Origin of the sequence: Aequorivita aquimaris (genome assembly GCF_001573155.1) — a bacterium.
Taxonomy (GTDB): domain Bacteria; phylum Bacteroidota; class Bacteroidia; order Flavobacteriales; family Flavobacteriaceae; genus Aequorivita; species Aequorivita aquimaris.
The window spans coordinates 219,602-238,457 of sequence record NZ_JRWG01000002.1; the positions used below are offsets into that span (position 1 = coordinate 219,602).

Annotated in this window: 17 protein-coding genes; 7 read left to right on the forward strand and 10 right to left on the reverse strand. The window is 42.1% G+C overall.

Going from position 1 to position 18,856, the window contains the following annotated elements:
• Positions 1-219 precede the first annotated feature (219 nt).
• On the reverse strand, positions 220-405 hold the full coding sequence (locus LS48_RS15480) for a hypothetical protein (protein ID WP_193392786.1): 186 nt from the start codon (positions 403-405) through the stop codon (positions 220-222).
• Between the two features lie 255 nt (positions 406-660).
• Between LS48_RS15480 and trhO the strand changes: the two genes are divergently transcribed.
• The 6 genes from trhO to LS48_RS03765 all read left to right on the forward strand — a co-directional run bounded on the left by trhO (position 661) and on the right by LS48_RS03765 (position 7,435).
• Complete coding sequence (trhO, locus tag LS48_RS03740; RefSeq protein WP_045078853.1) at positions 661-1,692, forward strand: oxygen-dependent tRNA uridine(34) hydroxylase TrhO; 1,032 nt, start codon at positions 661-663, stop codon at positions 1,690-1,692.
• A gap of 221 nt (positions 1,693-1,913) precedes the next feature.
• Positions 1,914-3,176, forward strand: a complete 1,263-nt coding sequence (locus LS48_RS03745; protein WP_062620106.1) for a PSP1 domain-containing protein — start codon at positions 1,914-1,916, stop codon at positions 3,174-3,176.
• Complete coding sequence (locus tag LS48_RS03750) at positions 3,169-3,654, forward strand: gliding motility lipoprotein GldH (protein WP_045078852.1); 486 nt, start codon at positions 3,169-3,171, stop codon at positions 3,652-3,654. Before LS48_RS03745 ends, LS48_RS03750 begins: the two co-directional genes overlap by 8 nt.
• 7 nt (positions 3,655-3,661) lie before the next feature.
• Positions 3,662-5,977: a penicillin-binding protein 1A gene (locus LS48_RS03755; protein ID WP_062620108.1), complete on the forward strand. Its 2,316-nt coding sequence runs from the start codon at positions 3,662-3,664 to the stop codon at positions 5,975-5,977.
• 100 nt (positions 5,978-6,077) lie between these two features.
• Positions 6,078-6,779 carry a CoA transferase subunit A gene (locus LS48_RS03760; protein WP_045078850.1) on the forward strand — a complete coding sequence of 234 codons (702 nt, stop codon included), beginning with the start codon at positions 6,078-6,080 and terminating at the stop codon, positions 6,777-6,779.
• Positions 6,779-7,435, forward strand: coding sequence for a CoA transferase subunit B (locus LS48_RS03765; protein WP_062620110.1), 657 nt, complete (start codon positions 6,779-6,781; stop codon positions 7,433-7,435). The genes LS48_RS03760 and LS48_RS03765 overlap by 1 nt, the downstream gene beginning before the upstream one ends.
• Before the next feature lie 385 nt (positions 7,436-7,820).
• On the opposite strand, the gene LS48_RS03770 is transcribed toward LS48_RS03765, so the two are convergent.
• Positions 7,821-9,509 carry an ABC transporter ATP-binding protein gene (locus tag LS48_RS03770; RefSeq protein WP_062620111.1) on the reverse strand — a complete coding sequence of 563 codons (1,689 nt, stop codon included), beginning with the start codon at positions 9,507-9,509 and terminating at the stop codon, positions 7,821-7,823.
• A gap of 143 nt (positions 9,510-9,652) precedes the next feature.
• Between LS48_RS03770 and LS48_RS03775 the strand changes: the two genes are divergently transcribed.
• The gene (locus tag LS48_RS03775; protein ID WP_062620113.1) at positions 9,653-12,697 is read left to right on the forward strand and encodes a M4 family metallopeptidase; all 3,045 of its coding nucleotides are present in this window, start codon (positions 9,653-9,655) and stop codon (positions 12,695-12,697) included.
• A 71-nt stretch (positions 12,698-12,768) separates the two neighbouring features.
• Here the strand turns inward: LS48_RS03775 and LS48_RS03780 are convergent, their stop codons facing one another.
• From LS48_RS03780 to hemB, 8 genes are all read right to left on the reverse strand, one after another.
• Positions 12,769-13,185: a hypothetical protein gene (locus LS48_RS03780; protein WP_062620116.1), complete on the reverse strand. Its 417-nt coding sequence runs from the start codon at positions 13,183-13,185 to the stop codon at positions 12,769-12,771.
• A gap of 84 nt (positions 13,186-13,269) precedes the next feature.
• On the reverse strand, positions 13,270-13,983 hold the full coding sequence (locus tag LS48_RS03785) for a 3'-5' exonuclease (protein WP_062620118.1): 714 nt from the start codon (positions 13,981-13,983) through the stop codon (positions 13,270-13,272).
• A gap of 45 nt (positions 13,984-14,028) precedes the next feature.
• A complete protein-coding gene (locus LS48_RS03790) occupies positions 14,029-15,177 on the reverse strand; it encodes a serine hydrolase domain-containing protein (RefSeq protein WP_062620119.1) in 1,149 nt (382 codons plus the stop codon).
• Complete coding sequence (locus tag LS48_RS03795) at positions 15,178-15,675, reverse strand: methylated-DNA--[protein]-cysteine S-methyltransferase (RefSeq protein WP_235811007.1); 498 nt, start codon at positions 15,673-15,675, stop codon at positions 15,178-15,180.
• The gene (locus LS48_RS03800) at positions 15,656-16,768 is read right to left on the reverse strand and encodes a CNNM domain-containing protein (RefSeq protein WP_062620123.1); all 1,113 of its coding nucleotides are present in this window, start codon (positions 16,766-16,768) and stop codon (positions 15,656-15,658) included. Before LS48_RS03800 ends, LS48_RS03795 begins: the two co-directional genes overlap by 20 nt.
• 115 nt (positions 16,769-16,883) lie before the next feature.
• A complete protein-coding gene (locus LS48_RS03805) occupies positions 16,884-17,348 on the reverse strand; it encodes a hypothetical protein (RefSeq protein WP_131807689.1) in 465 nt (154 codons plus the stop codon).
• 88 nt (positions 17,349-17,436) lie between these two features.
• Entirely contained in the window at positions 17,437-17,793 is a 357-nt protein-coding gene (locus tag LS48_RS03810) for a hypothetical protein (RefSeq protein ID WP_045078838.1), read from the reverse strand.
• 45 nt (positions 17,794-17,838) lie between these two features.
• Positions 17,839-18,828: a porphobilinogen synthase gene (gene hemB / locus LS48_RS03815; RefSeq protein ID WP_062620127.1), complete on the reverse strand. Its 990-nt coding sequence runs from the start codon at positions 18,826-18,828 to the stop codon at positions 17,839-17,841.
• Positions 18,829-18,856: the final 28 nt, after the last annotated feature.

The window sequence follows — 18,856 nt, forward strand, 5'->3', positions numbered from 1 at the left end:
GACGCAAGAATATAAATGGCGAACGCAAAATTTGTTGTTGCGAACGCCATTATATAAAAAGCGGAGAGCATATTTGTTAAAGTGATAGCTATACTTGTTAAAGCGGAAGCCATATGTATAAAAGTGGTAGCGTGTAGCTAAAAAGCGGAACCTTGCTGATTAAGCATACTACCTATTGCTGAACGCGTTGTGCTTTATGTGGCACGAGGTGTTAGGTTTTCAATCTTTGTAGTTTTTAAATTTTATGCCTTTTATTTGATTGTACTCTGGGCTGGCGGCTCCGTACACGGACTTGATGTATTTTTTTACACCTAGGGCGGTATCTACCAGGCCTGTATTTTCTTGATAGAGAATTCTATTTCTTTCCAGACGGGCGTTGCTTACGGCGGTGTAAGCGGTGGCCACTTGGTTGTTTTTGTCCTTTAGGTCTTGTGCCTTTGCCTGTAGGCTGGTAATTTGCAGTTCTGTTTCGTTTGGGGCGTAGCTTGGTTCTGATGCCAGGACAGCTATTAGGCCTTCAAAGTGCTGGATGAGCTGATCGTAGGATTGCTGGCTGGCGCTAATTAGCTATTAAAAAGATTTTAATCTCCCCTATTTCCTTAAAACCTGTATTTTTGCAACTTAAAAAATCAATTCTTTTCACCTAAAAAAAAGTATAGCATGCAACTGTACAACAAATTAAGTGCAAAAGAGAGGGAAGCATTGTTGGAACAGGCCGGCGAGGAACGGCTAACCCTTTCTTTTTATCAATATGCCAAAATTGGCAATCCGCATCTTTTCCGTAACCATCTTTTTGTTGCCTGGCACGAGCAGGACGTTTTGGGCCGAATTTACGTAGCCCACGAAGGCATAAACGCCCAGCTTTCCGTTCCGGCGAAGCGTTTTAAGGAATTTAAGGAGTTTCTTGACGGTATTTATTTTCTGAAAGACGTACGTTTGAACATTGCCATTGAGCAAGATTTGAAGTCATTTCTAAAACTGAAAGTAAAAGTGCGCGACAAGATTGTTGCCGATGGCTTGAATGACGAAACCTTCGACGTTACCAATAAGGGAATCCACGTGGATGCGCAAAAATTCAACGAACTTATTGAAGATCCCGATGTGGTTTTGGTAGATATGCGAAACCATTACGAAAGCGAAATTGGTCATTTCAAAAACGCCGTCACGCCAGATGTGGATACGTTTCGCGATTCATTGGATATAATCGAGGCAGATTTAAAAGACCACAAAGAAGACAAAAAACTGGTAATGTACTGCACGGGCGGCATCCGTTGCGAAAAAGCCAGCGCTTACTATAAACACAAGGGTTTTAAAAATGTATTTCAGCTTGAGGGCGGCATTATTGAATACGCACGCCAAGTGGAAAATTTAGGTTTGGAAAATAAATTCATCGGAAAAAATTTCGTTTTTGACCATCGCCGTGGCGAACGCATTACAGATGATGTAATTTCAAACTGCCACCAATGCGGTGAACCCTGCGACACGCATACCAATTGCGCCAACGAGGCCTGCCACTTGCTTTTTATTCAATGTGAGAAATGTGCCGTGGCAATGGAAAACTGTTGTTCCGAAGAATGTATCGAGATAATCCACTTGCCCTACGAAGAGCAGAAACGCCTGCGCCAGGGCATCCCGAACAGTAATAAGATTTTTAAAAAAGGGCGTTCGGAGAAGTTGAAGTTTAAAAAGTAGTCCTCCCCCCGCCCCTCCAAAGGAGGGGAGAAACAGGGTTATTATTCCATCCCCTTTGGAGAGGGTTAGGGTGGGGACTTTTGGCAGGATTGGGTTAGGGGCTTCAAAAATCTAAAATCGTCAATCCTAAATCGAAAATATTATTGGTATCTTTACTGATTCATTTATTTGTTTAATTTTCGTCCCTCTTCATTTGGAAAAGGGCTTTATATATAAAAAATATGGGCTGTACCAGCTGTGCCACGGGCGCCAACGGACAGCCAAAGGGATGCAAGAACAATGGTACTTGCGGAACCGATGGCTGCAATAAACTTACGGTGTTTGACTGGCTTTCAAATATGCAACTTCCCGCCGACATGGAACCCTTCAATGCGGTGGAAGTGCGCTTTAAAAACGGAAGAAAGGAATTCTTCCAAAATCCAGAAAACCTTACATTAAGTATTGGCGATGTGGTTGCCACCGAAGCTTCGCCGGGCCACGACATTGGCATTATTACGCTTACCGGTGAACTGGTGCGCGTACAAATGAAAAAGAAGAAAGTTCCAGTAAAGGTGGAAGCCCTGCCGAAAATTTACCGCAAGGCTTCACAAAAAGACATAGACATTTGGCAAGGCGTTCGCAATAAAGAGGCCGATGTACAAAAGCGTTCGCGCGAAATTGCCATCCGCCACGGACTGCAGATGAAAATCAGCGATGTGGAATTTCAAGGCGATGCTTCTAAGGTCATTTTTTATTATACCGCCGAAGAACGGGTCGATTTCCGCGAATTGATAAAGGAATTTGCCCGCACCTTCAATACCCGTATTGAAATGAAACAAGTGGGTTTCCGCCAGGAAGCCGCACGTTTGGGCGGTATTGGCAGTTGCGGCCGCGAACTTTGCTGTTCTACTTGGTTGACGGATTTCCGGTCGGTGAATACTTCCGCGGCGCGCTATCAACAACTTTCGTTGAATCCACAAAAACTTGCCGGGCAATGCGGAAAGTTGAAATGCTGCTTGAATTATGAGCTGGATACCTATTTGGAAGCCTTGGAATCATTTCCAAATACCGAAACCAAACTTCAAACCGAAAAAGGAAATGCCACTTGTCAAAAGATAGATATTTTTAAGGGACTGCTCTGGTATGCCTATGAAAATGAATTTGCAAATTGGCATGAGCTTACGGCTGAAAAGGCCAATGAAATAATAGAACTCAATAAAAAAGGCAAGAAGCCCTTGGCGCTGGAGGAATTTATTATTGAAAGCCCCAAGGCAGAGAAAGAACCTTTCAGCAATGTGGTGGGCCAGGATAGTTTGACCCGTTTTGACCAACCAAAGCAAAAAGGTAAAAAACGACGAAAGAAGAGCCGCAATAAAAATCGTGGAAAAGCCGAAGCCACTGCCGGAACCGCCCAAAAAAATAAGCCTCGAAACAAGGCACCCAAAAGAACCGGTAACAAACCCAGCAACAAGCCCAGAAATCCGAAGCCGAAGAGAAATGAATAGATTAATGGCACTTTTTTTGACGGTGGTCATGCTCGTTTCCTGCGAGTCAAACACCGTATTTAGTGAATCACAGGCTATGGATGGCCATTGGGGTGCAGATGAAGTTGTGCAGTTTAAGCTTCCCCAACTCGATTCGCTCAAAAAATACAATCTATTTTTGAACATTCGCAACACAAACGAGTATAGATACAACAACCTTTTCTTAATTGTAAATATGACCTTTCCCCACGGAAAAACTGTCACGGACACTTTGGAATACAGAATGGCTCAACCCGATGGTTCGTGGATGGGCCAGGGCATAGGCAATATAAAGGAAAACAAACTTTGGTATAAGGAAAATGTCCAGTTTTTTGAGGACGGCATTTATACCGTTGATATAGCCCAAGCTATGCGCAATAATGGCGATGTGGAGGGCGTTACAAAACTCGAAGGCATTACAGATGTAGGTTTCAGTATTGAAGAAGCCTCCAAACAGTAAAAACAATATGGCAACTAAGAAAAAGACATCTCCGAAAAAGAAAAACAAAGCTGATGTGAGCCACCACATCAGAACATTTTGGAAGCTATTTGCAGGCTTCGTTCTATTTATAATTTTATTTTTCCTTTTGGCTTCCTGGGGTGTATTCGGAAGTCTTCCCGATGAGACCAGTCTTGAAAATCCTGAAAAAAATCTTGCTACTGAGATTATTTCTTCCGATGGAAAAACCATTGGAAAGTTTTATAAAGAAAACAGAACGCCCGTTCCGTTTGACACCCTGCCCGATCATTTAGTGAATGCTTTGATAGCGACAGAAGATGTGCGCTTTTATGACCACTCGGGTATTGACGGAAGAGGAACCATTCGCGCTGTCGCATTTTTGGGCAGCCGTGGGGGTGCAAGTACCATAAGCCAACAGTTGGCAAAATTATTCTTTACAGACCAAAGGGCATCAAACAAATTAGAGCGAGTTATTCAAAAAGTAAAAGAGTGGATTATCGCTACACGTCTAGAGCGCCGTTACACAAAAGAGGAAATAATCACAATGTACTTTAACGAGTACGACTTTCTAAATCAAGCCGTAGGTATCGAGAGCGCCGCAAACATATATTTTGACAAACCACCTTCACAATTAACAACTGTAGAAGCTGCAATGTTGGTGGGCATGTTCAAAAATTCATCTCTTTACAATCCTAACCGAAGACCGGAATTGGTTTTGAATAGGAGAAATGTGGTCTTGGCCCAAATGGAAAAGTATGATTTCATTTCAGAAAAAGTGATGGATTCATTACAGGCGCTTCCTTTGGGCTTAAAATTCACACCACAGGGCCATGACGAAGGAAGCGCGACCTATTTCCGTGAATATGCCCGTCATTTTATGGAAGATTGGATTAAGGAACACCCCAAGCCCGATGGCAGCAAATACAATATTTATCAAGATGGTTTAAAGGTGTATGTAACCATAGATAGTAAAATGCAGGAATATGCCGAAGAAGCCGTAAGAAAACATATAGCACATCTGCAAGAAGCATTTGACGAACAGAACAAAAACAATAAAACAGCACCATTTCGTGATATCACGGAAAAAGAGACGGAAGGAATATTAAACTCAGCCATGCGCAAAAGTGACCGTTGGCGCGAAATGACAAAACAGGGAAAAAGCGAGGAAGAAATCATTAGTAGCTTTAAAAAGAAAGTACCTATGCGTATTTTTTCATGGAAAGGTGAGATTGATACAGTAATGACCCCTATGGATTCCATCCGTTACCACAAATCTTTTTTACAGGCAGCAATGATGTCAATGACTCCCCAAACCGGAGAAGTGAAAGCCTGGGTAGGAGGTATTGATTACAAACGCTTTAAATATGATATGGTAAAGAAAGGAAGGCGTCAAATTGGTTCTACCTTTAAACCATTTGTCTATGCCACCGCAATTGACCAAATGCATATGTCGCCTTGCGATACCTTACCAAATACAATGTACACCATTCCTGCTGGCAAACATAATTTATTGAAACCTTGGGCACCTAAAAATGCTGGAGGTGGATATGGTGGAATGGTAACCCTAAAATACGCATTGGCAAATTCAATAAATACAATTACGGCACGATTAATTGATCGCGTAGGACCAGAGCCTGTTATTGACTTAGTTGCAAAAATGGGCGTAGATACCGAAAATATGCCCGCAGTGCCTTCCATAGCTTTGGGAACACCTGATGTTTCGGTTTATGAAATGGTTGGGGCGTACAGCACTTTCGCAAATGAAGGGGTTTATGTAGAACCTATTTTAATTCAGCGAATAGAAGATAAAAATGGAACCGTGCTTTACCAAAATGTTCCCAAAACCAAAGACGTAATCAGCAATGAAACGGCCTACGTTACCGTAAGTTTGATGGAAGGGGTAACACAATCCGGTTCTGGGGCGCGCCTAAGGGGCACGTGGGCAGTTAATTCGCCAATCTATAAAAAAGCTGTTACGGGATATCCGTACGATTTCAAAAATCCTATTGCCGGTAAAACCGGAACTACGCAGAATAACAGCGATGGTTGGTTTATGGGCATGGTTCCAAACTTGGTTACTGGCGTTTGGGTTGGCGGCGATGACCGCGCAACCCATTTTGGTTCTACTGCCTACGGACAAGGGGCTACAATGGCATTACCCATTTGGGCAATGTATATGAAAAGTTGTTATGCCGATGAGGATTTGGATGTTTCAACAGGAAGTTTTAAACGCCCAGCAAATCTTTCCATTGAAACTGATTGTTCCAAATGGCGTGAAGGAAATCCTGATGTAGAGGAAATTCCGGATGAATTCGATTTTTAAAGAATGTTCCTTTTTCAATTATAAAAAACCTCACGCGTTTTGAAGCGCCGTGGGGTTTTTTTATAGGTCGAAATTTCGTAATTTTCAGAAAATTTAAAAAATGATAAAAAAGACAGTTGCAAACGTTCGCGAAGCCTGTGAAGGCATTGAAGACGGAATGACTTTTATGCTCGGCGGCTTTGGTCTCTGTGGCATCCCAGAAAATATTATTTCAGAATTGGTAAGGCGAAATGTTCAGAACGTAACCTGTATTTCTAACAATGCAGGGGTTGACGATTTTGGGCTTGGCCTTCTGTTGAAAAAACATCAAATAAAAAAAATGATTTCTTCGTATGTAGGAGAAAATGCCGAGTTTGAGCGCCAAATGCTCAGTGGCGAAATGGAAGTTGAACTCATTCCACAGGGCACTTTGGCACAACGCTGTGAAGCCGCCCGAAGTGGTATTCCTGCCTTTTTCACGCCCGCAGGTTATGGAACCGAAGTGGCCGAAGGAAAGGAAACCCGTGAATTCCACGGAAAAATGTATGTGATGGAAAAGGCCTTTGAGGCAGATTTTTCCTTTGTAAAAGCTTGGAAGGGCGATGAAGCCGGCAACCTCATCTTTAAGGGAACCGCAAGAAATTTCAACCCAGCCATGTGCGGTGCTGGAAAAATAACCGTTGCCGAGGTGGAAGAATTGGTTCCCGCTGGGGAATTGGACCCCAACCAAATCCATATCCCGGGAATTTTTGTCCAACGGATATTTCAAGGGGAAAAATACGAAAAGCGAATTGAGCAACTAACAGTTAGAAAAAGAAACTAATGGCCTTAACTAAAGAACAAATAGCGCAAAGAATAGCGAAAGAAGTAAAGGACGGTTACTACGTTAATCTGGGAATCGGCATCCCTACGCTGGTTGCAAACTTTGTGCGCGACGACATAAGCGTGGAATTCCAAAGCGAGAACGGAATCCTCGGCATGGGCCCTTTTCCGTATGAAGGCGAAGAAGACCCAGATTTGATCAATGCCGGCAAACAGACCATTACCGCCTTGCCCGGCGCATCTTTCTTCGATTCGGCTATGAGTTTTGGGATGATCCGCGGACAGCACGTAGATCTTACCATTCTCGGGGCTATGGAAGTTTCACAAAATGGTGATATTGCCAATTGGAAAATTCCCGGTAAAATGGTAAAGGGAATGGGCGGCGCCATGGACCTCGTAGCTTCGGCTGAGAATATTATCGTAGCAATGATGCACACCAACCGCGAGGGCGAATCAAAATTACTAAAAGAGTGTAGTTTGCCGCTTACCGGTGTAAATTGTGTAAAAAAAATAGTTACAAATCTTGCTGTACTTGAAATCAAGGATGGAAAATTCCATTTACTTGAACGCGCTCCGGAAGTTTCCATAGAAGAAATCCAGCAAGCCACCGAGGGCGATTTGATAATAAACGGAGAAATTGCAGAGATGAAATTTTAACATCATTTTCAAATTTTAAAATATCAAACCATGCACTGTCATGGTTTTTTTATGATAAAAAAAGGTGTAAAACTCTCGATATGTTAAATTTTAGTGCATTTCATCGAATATTAATGCTTTTTATCGCTTTATTGAAAATTCCTTCACATATTAGCAGTCCCAAATCTTACCAACTTAACCTCATATGGAAAAAGTAATTAGATCCTTTAAAGGCACAAAGGAATTAGTACAAAATGTGCTTTTCATTTTTAAGAAAGTGTTTTTATTGGTCTAATCTTTTTTTATGGTTGTTTATGCCCCAAATCTGTCATAAACACAGATAAATTATTAAACCCGTTCTTCGTGAGGTTAGAACGGGTTTTTTATTGCTTAATTTTTAGACGCTTTAAATTCCCTTCGGGATTGCCTCAATAAGTTTTTTTGAATATGCTGTCTGCGGATTTTCGTAAATTTCATCAGCATCGCCCAATTCCTCTATCTTTCCTTTGTTCATAACCAAAAGCTGGTCCGACATATATTTTACCACCGCCAAATCGTGCGAAATAAATATATAGGTGAAACCGAAATCGTTTTTCAATTCATTCAACAGGTTCAACACCTGCGCCTGCACCGAAATGTCCAAAGCGGAAACCGATTCATCACAAATTACCAGTTTGGGCTCCACCACAATCGTGCGCGCAATGCCTACCCGCTGCCGTTGCCCGCCCGAAAGTTCGTGCGGATAGCGGTAAAAATAACTCTCATCCAATCCCACTCTTTCAAGCAAGGCTAGCACCCGATCCTTTCTTTCCTTTTTAGTCTTTCCCAAACCGTGGACCTCCATCGGCTCCATCAGTGCCTGGCCTATCATTAAACGCGGGTTTAGCGATGAATAGGGGTCCTGAAAGATTATCTGTATTTCCTTCCGAAGATTTCTGATTTCACCTTTTGAAAGCCTTGTAAGTTCCTTTCCCCTATATTTTATGCTTCCCGAAGTTGCTTTTTCAAGTTGAAGAATGGTTTTTCCCAAAGTAGATTTTCCGCAGCCCGATTCGCCCACGAGCCCCAATGTTTCTCCTTCAAAAACCGAAAAACTAACGCTGTCCACGGCTTTTACTATTTCGGGCTTTGCAAAGATTCCAACATTGCTGAAATAGTATTTTTCCAAATTGGAAATTTCCAAAATAGGCACTTTGGTATAAATCTGTTTGTGTCTCTTTGCGCGTTCGGTAGCCTTCACTTCCCGCGGGACAAAGCTCTTATCGGCAATGGAGGCAATGGTGGGCAGTTTTGCCAAACGAACACTTAGCGACGGTCGTGACGCCAAAAGCGCTTTGGTATATTCCGCTTTTGGGTGTTTGAAAATTTCTTCGGTAGTTGCGGTTTCAACAATATCGCCTCTATACATTACCACCACCCTGTCGGCAATTTCAGAAACCAAGCTTAAATCGTGCGAGATAAAAATCATCGCCATTTTTGTTTCCTGCTGAATGGATTTCAAAAGTGAGAGGATTTCCTTTTGCACGGTTACGTCCAACGCCGTGGTGGGTTCGTCGGCAATCAGCAGTTTTGGTTTGCAGGCAATGGCCATGGCAATCATCACCCGCTGCATTTGCCCGCCGCTTATTTGGTGCGGATAACTGTTGTAAATATCGTTAGGTCTTGGCAGCTTTACCTTTTCAAATAGTGATATGGTTTCCTTTTTTGCTTCGGAAGCATTCACTTTTAAATGAAGCCGAAGAATTTCAGCAACCTGAAAACCACATTTTAATGAAGGGTTTAAGGCACTCATTGGTTCCTGAAAAATCATTGCTATTTCCTTGCCTCTAATTTGGCGGAATTGCTTTTCCGTAACTTTCAGAAGATTGCGTTTCCCAAAAATTATTTCTCCAGAAAGATTCGCCTGTTTTTTTGGTAACAGTCCTATAATCGAAAGAGAGGTGACCGATTTACCCGATCCAGATTCCCCCACGATTCCCAAGATTTCGTTTTCAAAAACTTCAAATGAAATTTTACGCAAAACCTCAATTACATCTTTCTTATTTCCAAAGGAAACGCTGAGCTCATTAACGGATAATAGGGGTACAATTTTCATAAATCCAAAGATAGGATAAAAGCAAATACGAACCCTTTAAGCGCATTTCATCGAATAAAATTTCATCTTATCTAAAATTATCGTTCTTTTAATAGTTGTTTAACAAAACATCAAACCTATTTATTCACTAAATCTTATTTATTATGAAAAAAATTAACAAAATCGTTTTTCTATTTTCGTTGATCATCTTTGCGTTTTCCGGGGTGGTTTCTGCCCAAGACAAAAAAGATGAAAAGAGAAACGTAAAAGAACCACCAAGTCTAGTAGTTTTTGATGCCTCGCAATCCTATTCGCTTCAAAACTCCTCCCAAATTTTCAAGGAAGTTTTAAATCCATCCCCACAAACTTCCTTCACTACGCTAAAACAAGAACAAGATCCTTTAGGCTTTACCCACCAAAAAATGCAGCAGTATTTTAATGGTGTAAAAGTGGAATTTGCAACCGTAACATTGAGCAGTAAAAATGGAATGGTACAGACACTGAATTCATTTTATTCCCCCATTGCAGATGATTTTAGTGTTACAGCTTCTATTACTGGCCCGCAAGCTTTGAACAGTGCTATGGCTCACGTGGGTGCTACAAAATATATGTGGCAAAATGCTTCGGAAGCAGCTTTGGCAGATTATCAAAAGCCCACGGGTGAATTGGTGATTTTCCCTGCAATGAAGAATATTTCTGAAACCAACCGACTTGCCTATAAGTTTGATATTTACGCAACGGCACCCCTTTACAGAGCCGATGTATATATTGATGCGAAAACGGGACAATTCATTTTTGAAAACAAGCGTATTCACCATGCCAATGTGCCCGCAACGGGAACCAGCCTTTATAACGGCACGGTGTCCTTTACGGCCGATAATGCCTCTGGCCCATACCGTTTGCGTCAAACAGCTGATGGTAACGGAATTCAGACCTTTGACATGAATAACGGCACCAACTATAACAATGCGGTGGACGTTACAAGCAGTTCAACTAGCTTTACTTCCAATCCTACAGGTGTTCAAGCGCACTTTGGTGCGGAGCGTACTCACAAATACTTCAGCCAAAAACACGGAAGAAATTCCTATAACAATGCGGGAGCCATTATAAAATCCTACGTTAGCTATTCCTCAAATTATGTGAATGCATTTTGGGACGGTAGCAGAATGACTTACGGCGACGGTGATGGCGTAAACTACGGCCCATTGGTATCCTTGGATATTTGTGGCCACGAGATTGCGCACGGCGTTACCGAATATTCCGCAAACCTTGTTTATAGCTACCAATCGGGAGCTTTGAATGAATCGTTCTCAGATATTTTTGGGGAATCCATTGAAAAGTTTGCCTCTGGCACAAACGATTGGCTAATGGGTGATGACATTGGTGCTGGCGGAAGCGGTGGTGCACTTCGCTCCATGAGCAACCCAAATGCCTACGGCGATCCAGACACTTATTTGGGAACCAATTGGTATTCCGGCTCAGGCGATAATGGCGGGGTACACATAAACTCTGGGGTACAAAACTTCTGGTTTTATATTTTAACCGTAGGTAAAAGCGGTACCAACGATTTAGGAAACAGCTATAACGTTACCGGAATCGGGATGGACAAAGCAGCTGCCATTGCTTACAGAAACCTAACTGTTTATTTAAATTCAAACTCACAGTACAGCGATGCAAGAAATGGTGCTATTCAAGCCGCAAGAGATCTTTATGGTGCAGATAGCCCAGAGGAAATTGCAACCACAAACGCTTGGTATGCTGTAGGTGTTGGCGCTCCATACGGTGGTGGTGGCGGAAGCAGCTATTGTGCTTCACAGGGTAACAATGTAAATGATGAATACATAAGTCGCGTACAGTTGAACACCATCAATAATGCTTCGGGCGCACAACTTTATTCAGATTTTACAAGTATTTCTACTACCTTAAATGAAGGCTCAGCTTATACCATTACTGTAACTCCTACTTGGACCGGAACTGTTTACAGCGAAGGCTATGCCGTGTGGATTGATTATAACGGTGATGATGATTTTGGTGATGCAGGTGAATTGGTTTGGTCCAAAGCTGCTTCCACAAACACTCCAAACAGTGGAACGTTTACTGTGCCATCTGGGACTGTTGGCGGCGAAACAAGAATGAGGGTTTCCATGAAATACAATGGAATTCCAACTTCCTGTGAAACTTTCAGCTATGGTGAAGTAGAAGACTATACAATCAACTTGGGAGGCGCTGCACCAGATACGCAGGCTCCAACTGCGCCGGGAAGTCTGTCAGCTTCAAACGTAACACAGACCACGCTTACACTTTCGTGGAATGCTTCCACAGACAATGTGGGCGTAACGGGTTATGATGTTTTCCAAGGCAGTACAAACTTAGGAAGCGTTACAAGCACCTCAGCAAACATTACTGGATTGTCCCCTGCTACCGCTTATTCCTTTAGAGTACGTGCACACGATGCGGCTGGCAACAATTCCGGCTTCAGCAATACTGTGAATGTTACCACACTTTCAAATACGGTTACTTATTGTACTTCACAAGGAAACAATACAAATGATGAATACATAGATAGAGTCCAACTAGGAAGCATCAACAATCTTTCCGGTAACAATGGTGGGTATGCAGATTTCACAAGTATTTCTACTTCATTAACCAAAGGAAGCAGCAATACAATCACCATTACACCACGATGGACGGGTACTGTATATCGTGAAGCATACCGCGTATGGATTGATTATAACCAGGATGGCGATTTCAATGATTCTGGCGAGCAGGTTTACTCACGCTCCAGAACTACTGCGTCTTCAGTTTCTGGAAGTTTTACCGTACCTACTTCAGCACTTTCGGGTGCAACCAGAATGCGCGTTTCTATGAAGTATAACGCAAATCCAACTTCTTGTGAAACTTTTACGTATGGTGAAGTGGAAGATTATACCGTGATCATCAGTAATTCAGTGAACCAAGGTATTTCTAGAGGTACAGGTTTCAACAGTTCAGAAATGTCTATCTATCCAAACCCTGCAAAACATACGTTAAATATTTCGTTAGTTGAGGCAAATGGAAAGGATTATGTAATCTATAACATAATGGGACAGGTTGTTGGCAAAGGAAATTATACTGAAAGCTTAGATGTTTCATCATTGCAAAGTGGTGTTTATATGCTTGAAGTAAATACCGACAACAACAAGCTTATGAAACGTTTCATAAAAGAATAATTAATTAATATTGATAATAGAATGGCCCGTTTCAAAAATGAAACGGGCCGTTTTTTTTATAAGTATTCTTTTTATAGAGGATCGCCCACTTTTATATCACATCTATGGCCTGGCTGCCCGTGGGGCGGGTTTACACCTTTACCAGAAATAGATGCCGGCACGGCATTCGCTTTATTGGTCGTGGGGTTGGCATTGGTACTTCCCGAGGCTCCGTTCAAAGGCGCACCCACTGGAATGGCACAATCGTGACCCGGTTGTCCGTGAGGGGGATTTACAGCACCGCCGCCGGTATTTGCTGTACTATTTGATGAAGAGGAAGTAGGGGCAACATTCTCTAGGGCTTGTTTCTTTTGTTCAAGCGTTGCTTCCTGAACAGTTTCAGTTGCTTTTTCTTCAGAAACCTCTTTGTCTTTACACGAAATAAAAAAAGGAAGTGCAATAAACATAGGAATCAAAAATGATTTTGGGATGAATTTTGAAATTGTCATAATATTATATTTGAGTATAGCTGGTAAAGCTACTAAATTTTATGCTGAAATCCTTAAAGAGTGGAGGTATACGCAACCAGCAGTTTAAACGGATAGTATTTCATCCTCATTTAGAATTTCATCATTGCGAAGTCTTAAGAAAATCTGAGCAACGGTAACAGTGTCTTTTTCGCAATAAATGATGATTCTGTCAATATCTTTTTCTTCATAAAAAACACTACGAACCTGGCTGCCGTCAATATCATCTTTTGGCGAAGGGATGCCCAGAACGTGCGCCATCAATTTAAGGGATGTAAATGTTTTATAATCTCCAAACTTCCAAAGCTCCAGCGTATCCAAATGCGGAACTTCCCAAGGTTTTTTTCCGAAGAGATCTAATTTGAAAGGAATATCGATACCATTAATAATCATCCGTCTGGCAATGTAGGGAAAGTCAAATTCCTTCCCGTTGTGCGCACAGAGCAAATGCTGTGGTTTATTGAAGTGTGTTTCCAGTAATGTTTTAAAATCCTTTAAAATTTTCATCTCATCGCCGTGAAAACTGGTAACACGGAAATTTCGGACATTTCCCTTTATCACAAAATAGCCTACAGAAATACAGACAATTTTCCCAAATTCTGCCCAAATGCCGGCGCGTTCGTAAAAGTCTTCCGCAGAAATTTCATCCTTGCGTTGGTATTGGCTTTTCAGCTCCCAAAGTGTTTTTGAGGTATCGTCCAGTTCATCAAAATTTTTGTGCTGTGGTACGGTTTCAATATCTAGAAACAGAATATGTTCCAAGTTTATACGCTTAATCATAATTTGAAAATTGCAATCGGGGAGAAGTTTAAAGCTACGAAAAAATTATTGATTTTGAGCAAGCATTTTGTATACCTCCCCAACATAAACATAAAAATCACTGCTAAAAGGCAAATCGGTTTTATTGCCGCGTTTGTGCCCCAAGCGTACGATAATTAAATCATCTTCGGGAATTACGATTACGTATTGTCCAAGAATACCGCGCATCACAAAAATTTTCTTTTCCAAATAATCGCTCAGCCAAAACCCATAACCGTATTCGGGACTTTCCGCAAATCGCGAGGTTATGGATTTTGCCACAAAAGTTGAATCCAAAATTTGCTGGCCGTTCCACTTGCCGTAATCCTTATACAGTTTTCCAAATCGCGCAAAATCGCGAGCGTTGCTACCGATACAGCAATAGGCTTTTACCAATCTGTTTTCACCATCATCAACCTGCCAAAGTGCTGGATTTTCAAAACCCATGGGTTGCCAAAAACTTTCGTGTAAATAATCCGCCAACTTTTTATTTGTTGCTTTTTGGATTACCATTGCCAAAAGCTCCGTATTTCCGCTTAAATACTTAAAGCGAACGCCGGGCGTATCTACCACTTTCAATTTCAAGATAGTTTTGGCCAAATCGGCATCGTAGTATGCCCGCGCCGTCATCCCAAACGGATTGAAATACGATTCGTCCCAATTTAGCCCCGAAGCCATGGAAGAAAGATCGCCCACTGTCATTCCGGTTCCGGCATACTGCGGATAAAAATCGCCGACGGGCTGGTCTAAGCTTTTTATATATCCATCATTTATTGCCTTTCCCAGCAAAGCAGAAGTAACACTCTTCGCCACGGAAAAGGAATTGGTCTGCGAGTTTTTCGTGAAGCCGTCAAAATACTTTTCAAACCAGATACTGTCGTTTTTTATAATTAAAAATGCAACGGTTCCCAAGGTATCGTTCATTTTTGAAAGAGCTTGGGTAGGTTCAACAGTATTGTACTTTTTATGGATAGGCCAAGGTTGTGGAATGGTACTAGCAGGAATTTCTTCTGTTTCAAAAAATTCAAAATCGTCAATATAGGCAGTGGTGTGGCCGTGCAGATAGACTACCCAAATTCCCTTTAAAATATATCCGTATCCAGTGATATAAAGTCCTAATACCGCTACAATAAGCAGTATTAGAATCCACTTTAAAAACTTTAAAAAACGTTTCATCTAAAACAGGGATTGTTGGGGCGAAGGACTTTCGTGTTCAAGTAACCATTTTTTTCGGTGCAGACCGCCGGCATAGCCTGTGAGCGAACCATCACTGCCAATAACCCGATGGCAGGGAATAACTATGGAAATCGGGTTTTTGCCGTTGGCCGAGGCAGCCGCACGGATTACTTTTGGGTCGCCCAACTTGTTCGCCATTTGTTGATAGGTGGTAGTTTCTCCGTAGGGTATGTTCAACAATTCCGTCCAAACCTTTTTTTGAAATTCGGTTCCTTCCGGCGAAAGCGGTATATCAAAAGTTTTTCGGGTGCCGTTAAAGTATTCCTCGAATTGTTTCTTCACACGCTGAATTTTCACACTTCCCAAACCATTGGCTACGGGAAGCGTTATTTCATCCTTAGGAAAAATAGCCGAAACCAATTCAAACTTTTCATTAAAGGAAAGCATTAATATCCCTATGGGAGTATCAACATAATCATCATGGCTCCTGTTCATCATCGCCCCGTTCTAGTTCTATATCTCTGTTAATCTCAATTCCCATCCGCTTTGCACGACGTTCCCAATTTTTACGAGCCTGTAACTGCATGTCCTCAATGCTATCGCTTTCGTCCATAATCTCAAGGCCCAGGAGCGTCTCAATAATATCTTCCATCGTAACAACGCCAATGGTATTTCCAAAATCATCAACCACCGATGCAATGTGAACGCGTTGCTTAATAAAGGTTTCAAATAGCTCTGGAATGGGTTTTTCTGCCGAAACCACAAAAATCTCCCGTTTTAAATCGCTTAAGAGCTTATCGCCGCGATCTTCCACAATTTCCTCAAGCACATCGTCACGAAGTACAAACCCCGTAATGTTGTGGGGTTTATTTTTATAGACCGGTATTCGGGAAAAACGCAGGCTCTTATGGTTTTGGTGAAATTCATCAAGGCTCTTGGTTTCATCTTCCAAAGTAACAACGGTAAAAGGCGTCATTACATCTTTGGCGTGCACGCTCTTAAAAACAAGTAGGTTTTTTATAACGGTAGTCTCACTTTCCTCAAAAACCCCTTCTTCCTCGGCGGCATCGGTTATGGCCATAAATTCCTCACGGCTCATCGTACTCACATGAGCCGATTTGCCCACCAAGCGCGTAATGAGCATCAGCAGCCACAGAATTCCCGTATATTTTAACGGGATAATTATTAGTTTTAGGAAAATAGCCGTAAACGGACCAAGTTTCTTCCAGTAGGTAGCGCCAATGGTTTTGGGTATAATTTCAGAAACCACCAATATAAGCATCGTCATTATTGCAGAGACAATTCCTACCAGATTCATACCCCATAGCTCTACCTTATAAGGCAATTTTTCAGCTTGTACCCCAACCAAAATGGCACCTACGGTGTGCGCAATGGTATTTAGGGTGAGGATTGCAATCAGCGGCTTGTCTATATCTTTTTTAAAATTGGTAAGGGTTGTGGCATAGCCCTTTCCCGCCTGTGCCTTCATTCGTAAATAAGTGGGCGTAAAGCTAAGTAGCGCTGCCTCAAGGATAGAACACAAAAAGGAGAAGAAAATGGAAAGCACCGCATAAACAATCAGTAAGGTCATAGTTGGTTTTAAAAATTTTCATCTAAAATAAAGATTTATAAACTGATTTATGCGTAACACTTTGTTAATTGCATAAAAAAACCGCCACAATGGACGGTTTTCTTAAAAAGTGGTTTTACGAAGCCTTCAGCAAGGGCCTCAGCGTTCCCTCCCACCGCTTTGCGTCCTGCAGACAAACAAAAGGGTCTTTGGTATAGCCCTCTTCGTCGTTCTCTATGTAGAAAGGTATTTCTACCCTGCCCGTTTTCTCAAGCAGTTCCAGCCCTACCCAATCCAGTGTCTTTTCACTTTGCTTGATACTTTTGGCCCGGCAGTCGCGCACCTCGGCCATATCCACTACCTTAAAGTCTGCGCTGGGATTGGTCTTTGAGGTGTAAACTAGTTTCTTTGAAGCCTCGTCAACAGCAATTACGCAGTTGCCTATCACTTCAATATTTTTTACCTGTATGCCCTTGGTCTGCGACAGTTGCGATACGGTTTTCTTTGCTCTTTTGTCCTGCCCGGTGGTATTAAGGATTAAATAACCCACGGGCACAAAAATCAATAACAATATAATTATCCCAATTAGGGTGGTGTTCATTTCCATGATGAATAAATTTTAGGTGAATAAATTTGAATAAGAAAATGCTTGGAAAACAATCCAAACAAGCCGAAGCATGCTCAAAAAATCACCAAAAAAAATGGAAAGGAAACAGATGCCGGAAGATTAGCTCCCGTTTGTCCTTTAGGGTAAAGGACGAATTGATTAAAGAAGATTCGCGGACAAAGGAAAAATCCTGATTGGAATAAAATGTTCCAAACAATCCGAGCCCCAAATATTCATTCTGCGAAACCGTTTGCGAAACCTCCCCAATAGAAATTTCATTAAAAACAAAAGGCTTGTGGTCATCCTTCTGAAGTTCAGAAACAACGGTGTTCTTGCTCTTTTCGGAAAAGGTTTCGGCGGCAAAAGCCACATTCCCGAAAACCAGGAAAACGGCAATCGAGACCAGTAACCTACTTATATGTTTTTCAACATGTTTCACGCCGCAAATGTATGCGAAAAATGAATTCGGAAAGATAAAATTTTGCTAATTAATCAGTTTTACAGCATCTTTGGCGAAATAGCTCGCAATCATTGAGGCACCGGCGCGTTTAATGGCGGTGATTTGTTCCAGCATCACGGCATCGTGGTCTATCCAACCCTTTTCGGCCGCTGCTTTTAGCATCGCGTATTCGCCGCTTACTTGATAAACCGCCACGGGAACATTTACGGCATCCTTAATCTCACGGACGATGTCCAAATAACAAAGTCCGGGTTTTACCATCACAATATCTGCGCCCTCGTCAATGTCCATCAAGGTTTCGCGGATGGCTTCCTCACGGTTTCCGTAGTCCATTTGGTAGGTTTTTTTATCCTTCGGAATATCCTTCACATCCACTGGAGCAGAATCCAACGCATCCCGAAATGGTCCGTAAAATGCCGAAGCATATTTGGCGCTGTACGCCATGATCGCAGTATCGCAGAAACCTTCGTCTTCCAGTAAAGTTCTGATTTCAAAAATGCGTCCGTCCATCATATCGCTGGGCGCAACTACATCCGCACCCGCAATGGCGTGGCTTAGGGACATTTCAGCTAAGACCGCATTGGTATCGTCATTTAAAACTTTCCCTTCGGAAATAATTCCGTCGTGCCCATATACTGAAAACGGATCCAGGGCCACATCGGTCATCACAATCATTTCGGGAACTGCATCCTTTACCGTTTTTATGGCGCGTTGCATCAATCCATCAGCATTTAAGGCTTCCTTTCCGCTATTGTCCTTCAGTTTATCATCAACTTTCACAAAAAGCAAAACCGACTTCAAACCGAGTTTCCAAAGTTCTTTTACTTCTTTTTGAAGATTATCCAAACTCAACCTGTAATAGTTCGGCATCGAGGCAATTTCCTCCTTTACGCCCTTTCCTTCCACCACAAAAAGTGGCACAATAAAATCATTGGGGCTTATAATGGTTTCGCGGACGAGGTTTCGCATACTTTCGTTGGTTCGCAGTCTTCGGTTTCTTCTTAGTGGGTACATAGCTCTTAAAATTTTAGACTTGAGATTT

Bases quoted from the DNA above. Each gene is read 5' to 3' on its own strand.
- LS48_RS03790 (WP_062620119.1), bottom strand. From the start codon at position 15,177: ATGAAACGTTTTTTAAAGTTTTTAAAGTGGATTCTAATACTGCTTATT.
- LS48_RS03770 (WP_062620111.1), bottom strand. From the start codon at position 9,509: ATGAAAATTGTACCCCTATTATCCGTTAATGAGCTCAGCGTTTCCTTT.
- LS48_RS03775 (WP_062620113.1), top strand. From the start codon at position 9,653: ATGAAAAAAATTAACAAAATCGTTTTTCTATTTTCGTTGATCATCTTT.
- LS48_RS03805 (WP_131807689.1), bottom strand. From the start codon at position 17,348: ATGAACACCACCCTAATTGGGATAATTATATTGTTATTGATTTTTGTG.
- hemB (WP_062620127.1), bottom strand. From the start codon at position 18,828: ATGTACCCACTAAGAAGAAACCGAAGACTGCGAACCAACGAAAGTATG.
- LS48_RS03745 (WP_062620106.1), top strand. From the start codon at position 1,914: ATGGGCTGTACCAGCTGTGCCACGGGCGCCAACGGACAGCCAAAGGGA.
- LS48_RS03765 (WP_062620110.1), top strand. From the start codon at position 6,779: ATGGCCTTAACTAAAGAACAAATAGCGCAAAGAATAGCGAAAGAAGTA.
- LS48_RS03750 (WP_045078852.1), top strand. From the start codon at position 3,169: ATGAATAGATTAATGGCACTTTTTTTGACGGTGGTCATGCTCGTTTCC.
- LS48_RS03755 (WP_062620108.1), top strand. From the start codon at position 3,662: ATGGCAACTAAGAAAAAGACATCTCCGAAAAAGAAAAACAAAGCTGAT.
- LS48_RS03795 (WP_235811007.1), bottom strand. From the start codon at position 15,675: ATGATGAACAGGAGCCATGATGATTATGTTGATACTCCCATAGGGATA.
- trhO (WP_045078853.1), top strand. From the start codon at position 661: ATGCAACTGTACAACAAATTAAGTGCAAAAGAGAGGGAAGCATTGTTG.
- LS48_RS03760 (WP_045078850.1), top strand. From the start codon at position 6,078: ATGATAAAAAAGACAGTTGCAAACGTTCGCGAAGCCTGTGAAGGCATT.
- LS48_RS03780 (WP_062620116.1), bottom strand. From the start codon at position 13,185: ATGACAATTTCAAAATTCATCCCAAAATCATTTTTGATTCCTATGTTT.
- LS48_RS03785 (WP_062620118.1), bottom strand. From the start codon at position 13,983: ATGATTAAGCGTATAAACTTGGAACATATTCTGTTTCTAGATATTGAA.
- LS48_RS03800 (WP_062620123.1), bottom strand. From the start codon at position 16,768: ATGACCTTACTGATTGTTTATGCGGTGCTTTCCATTTTCTTCTCCTTT.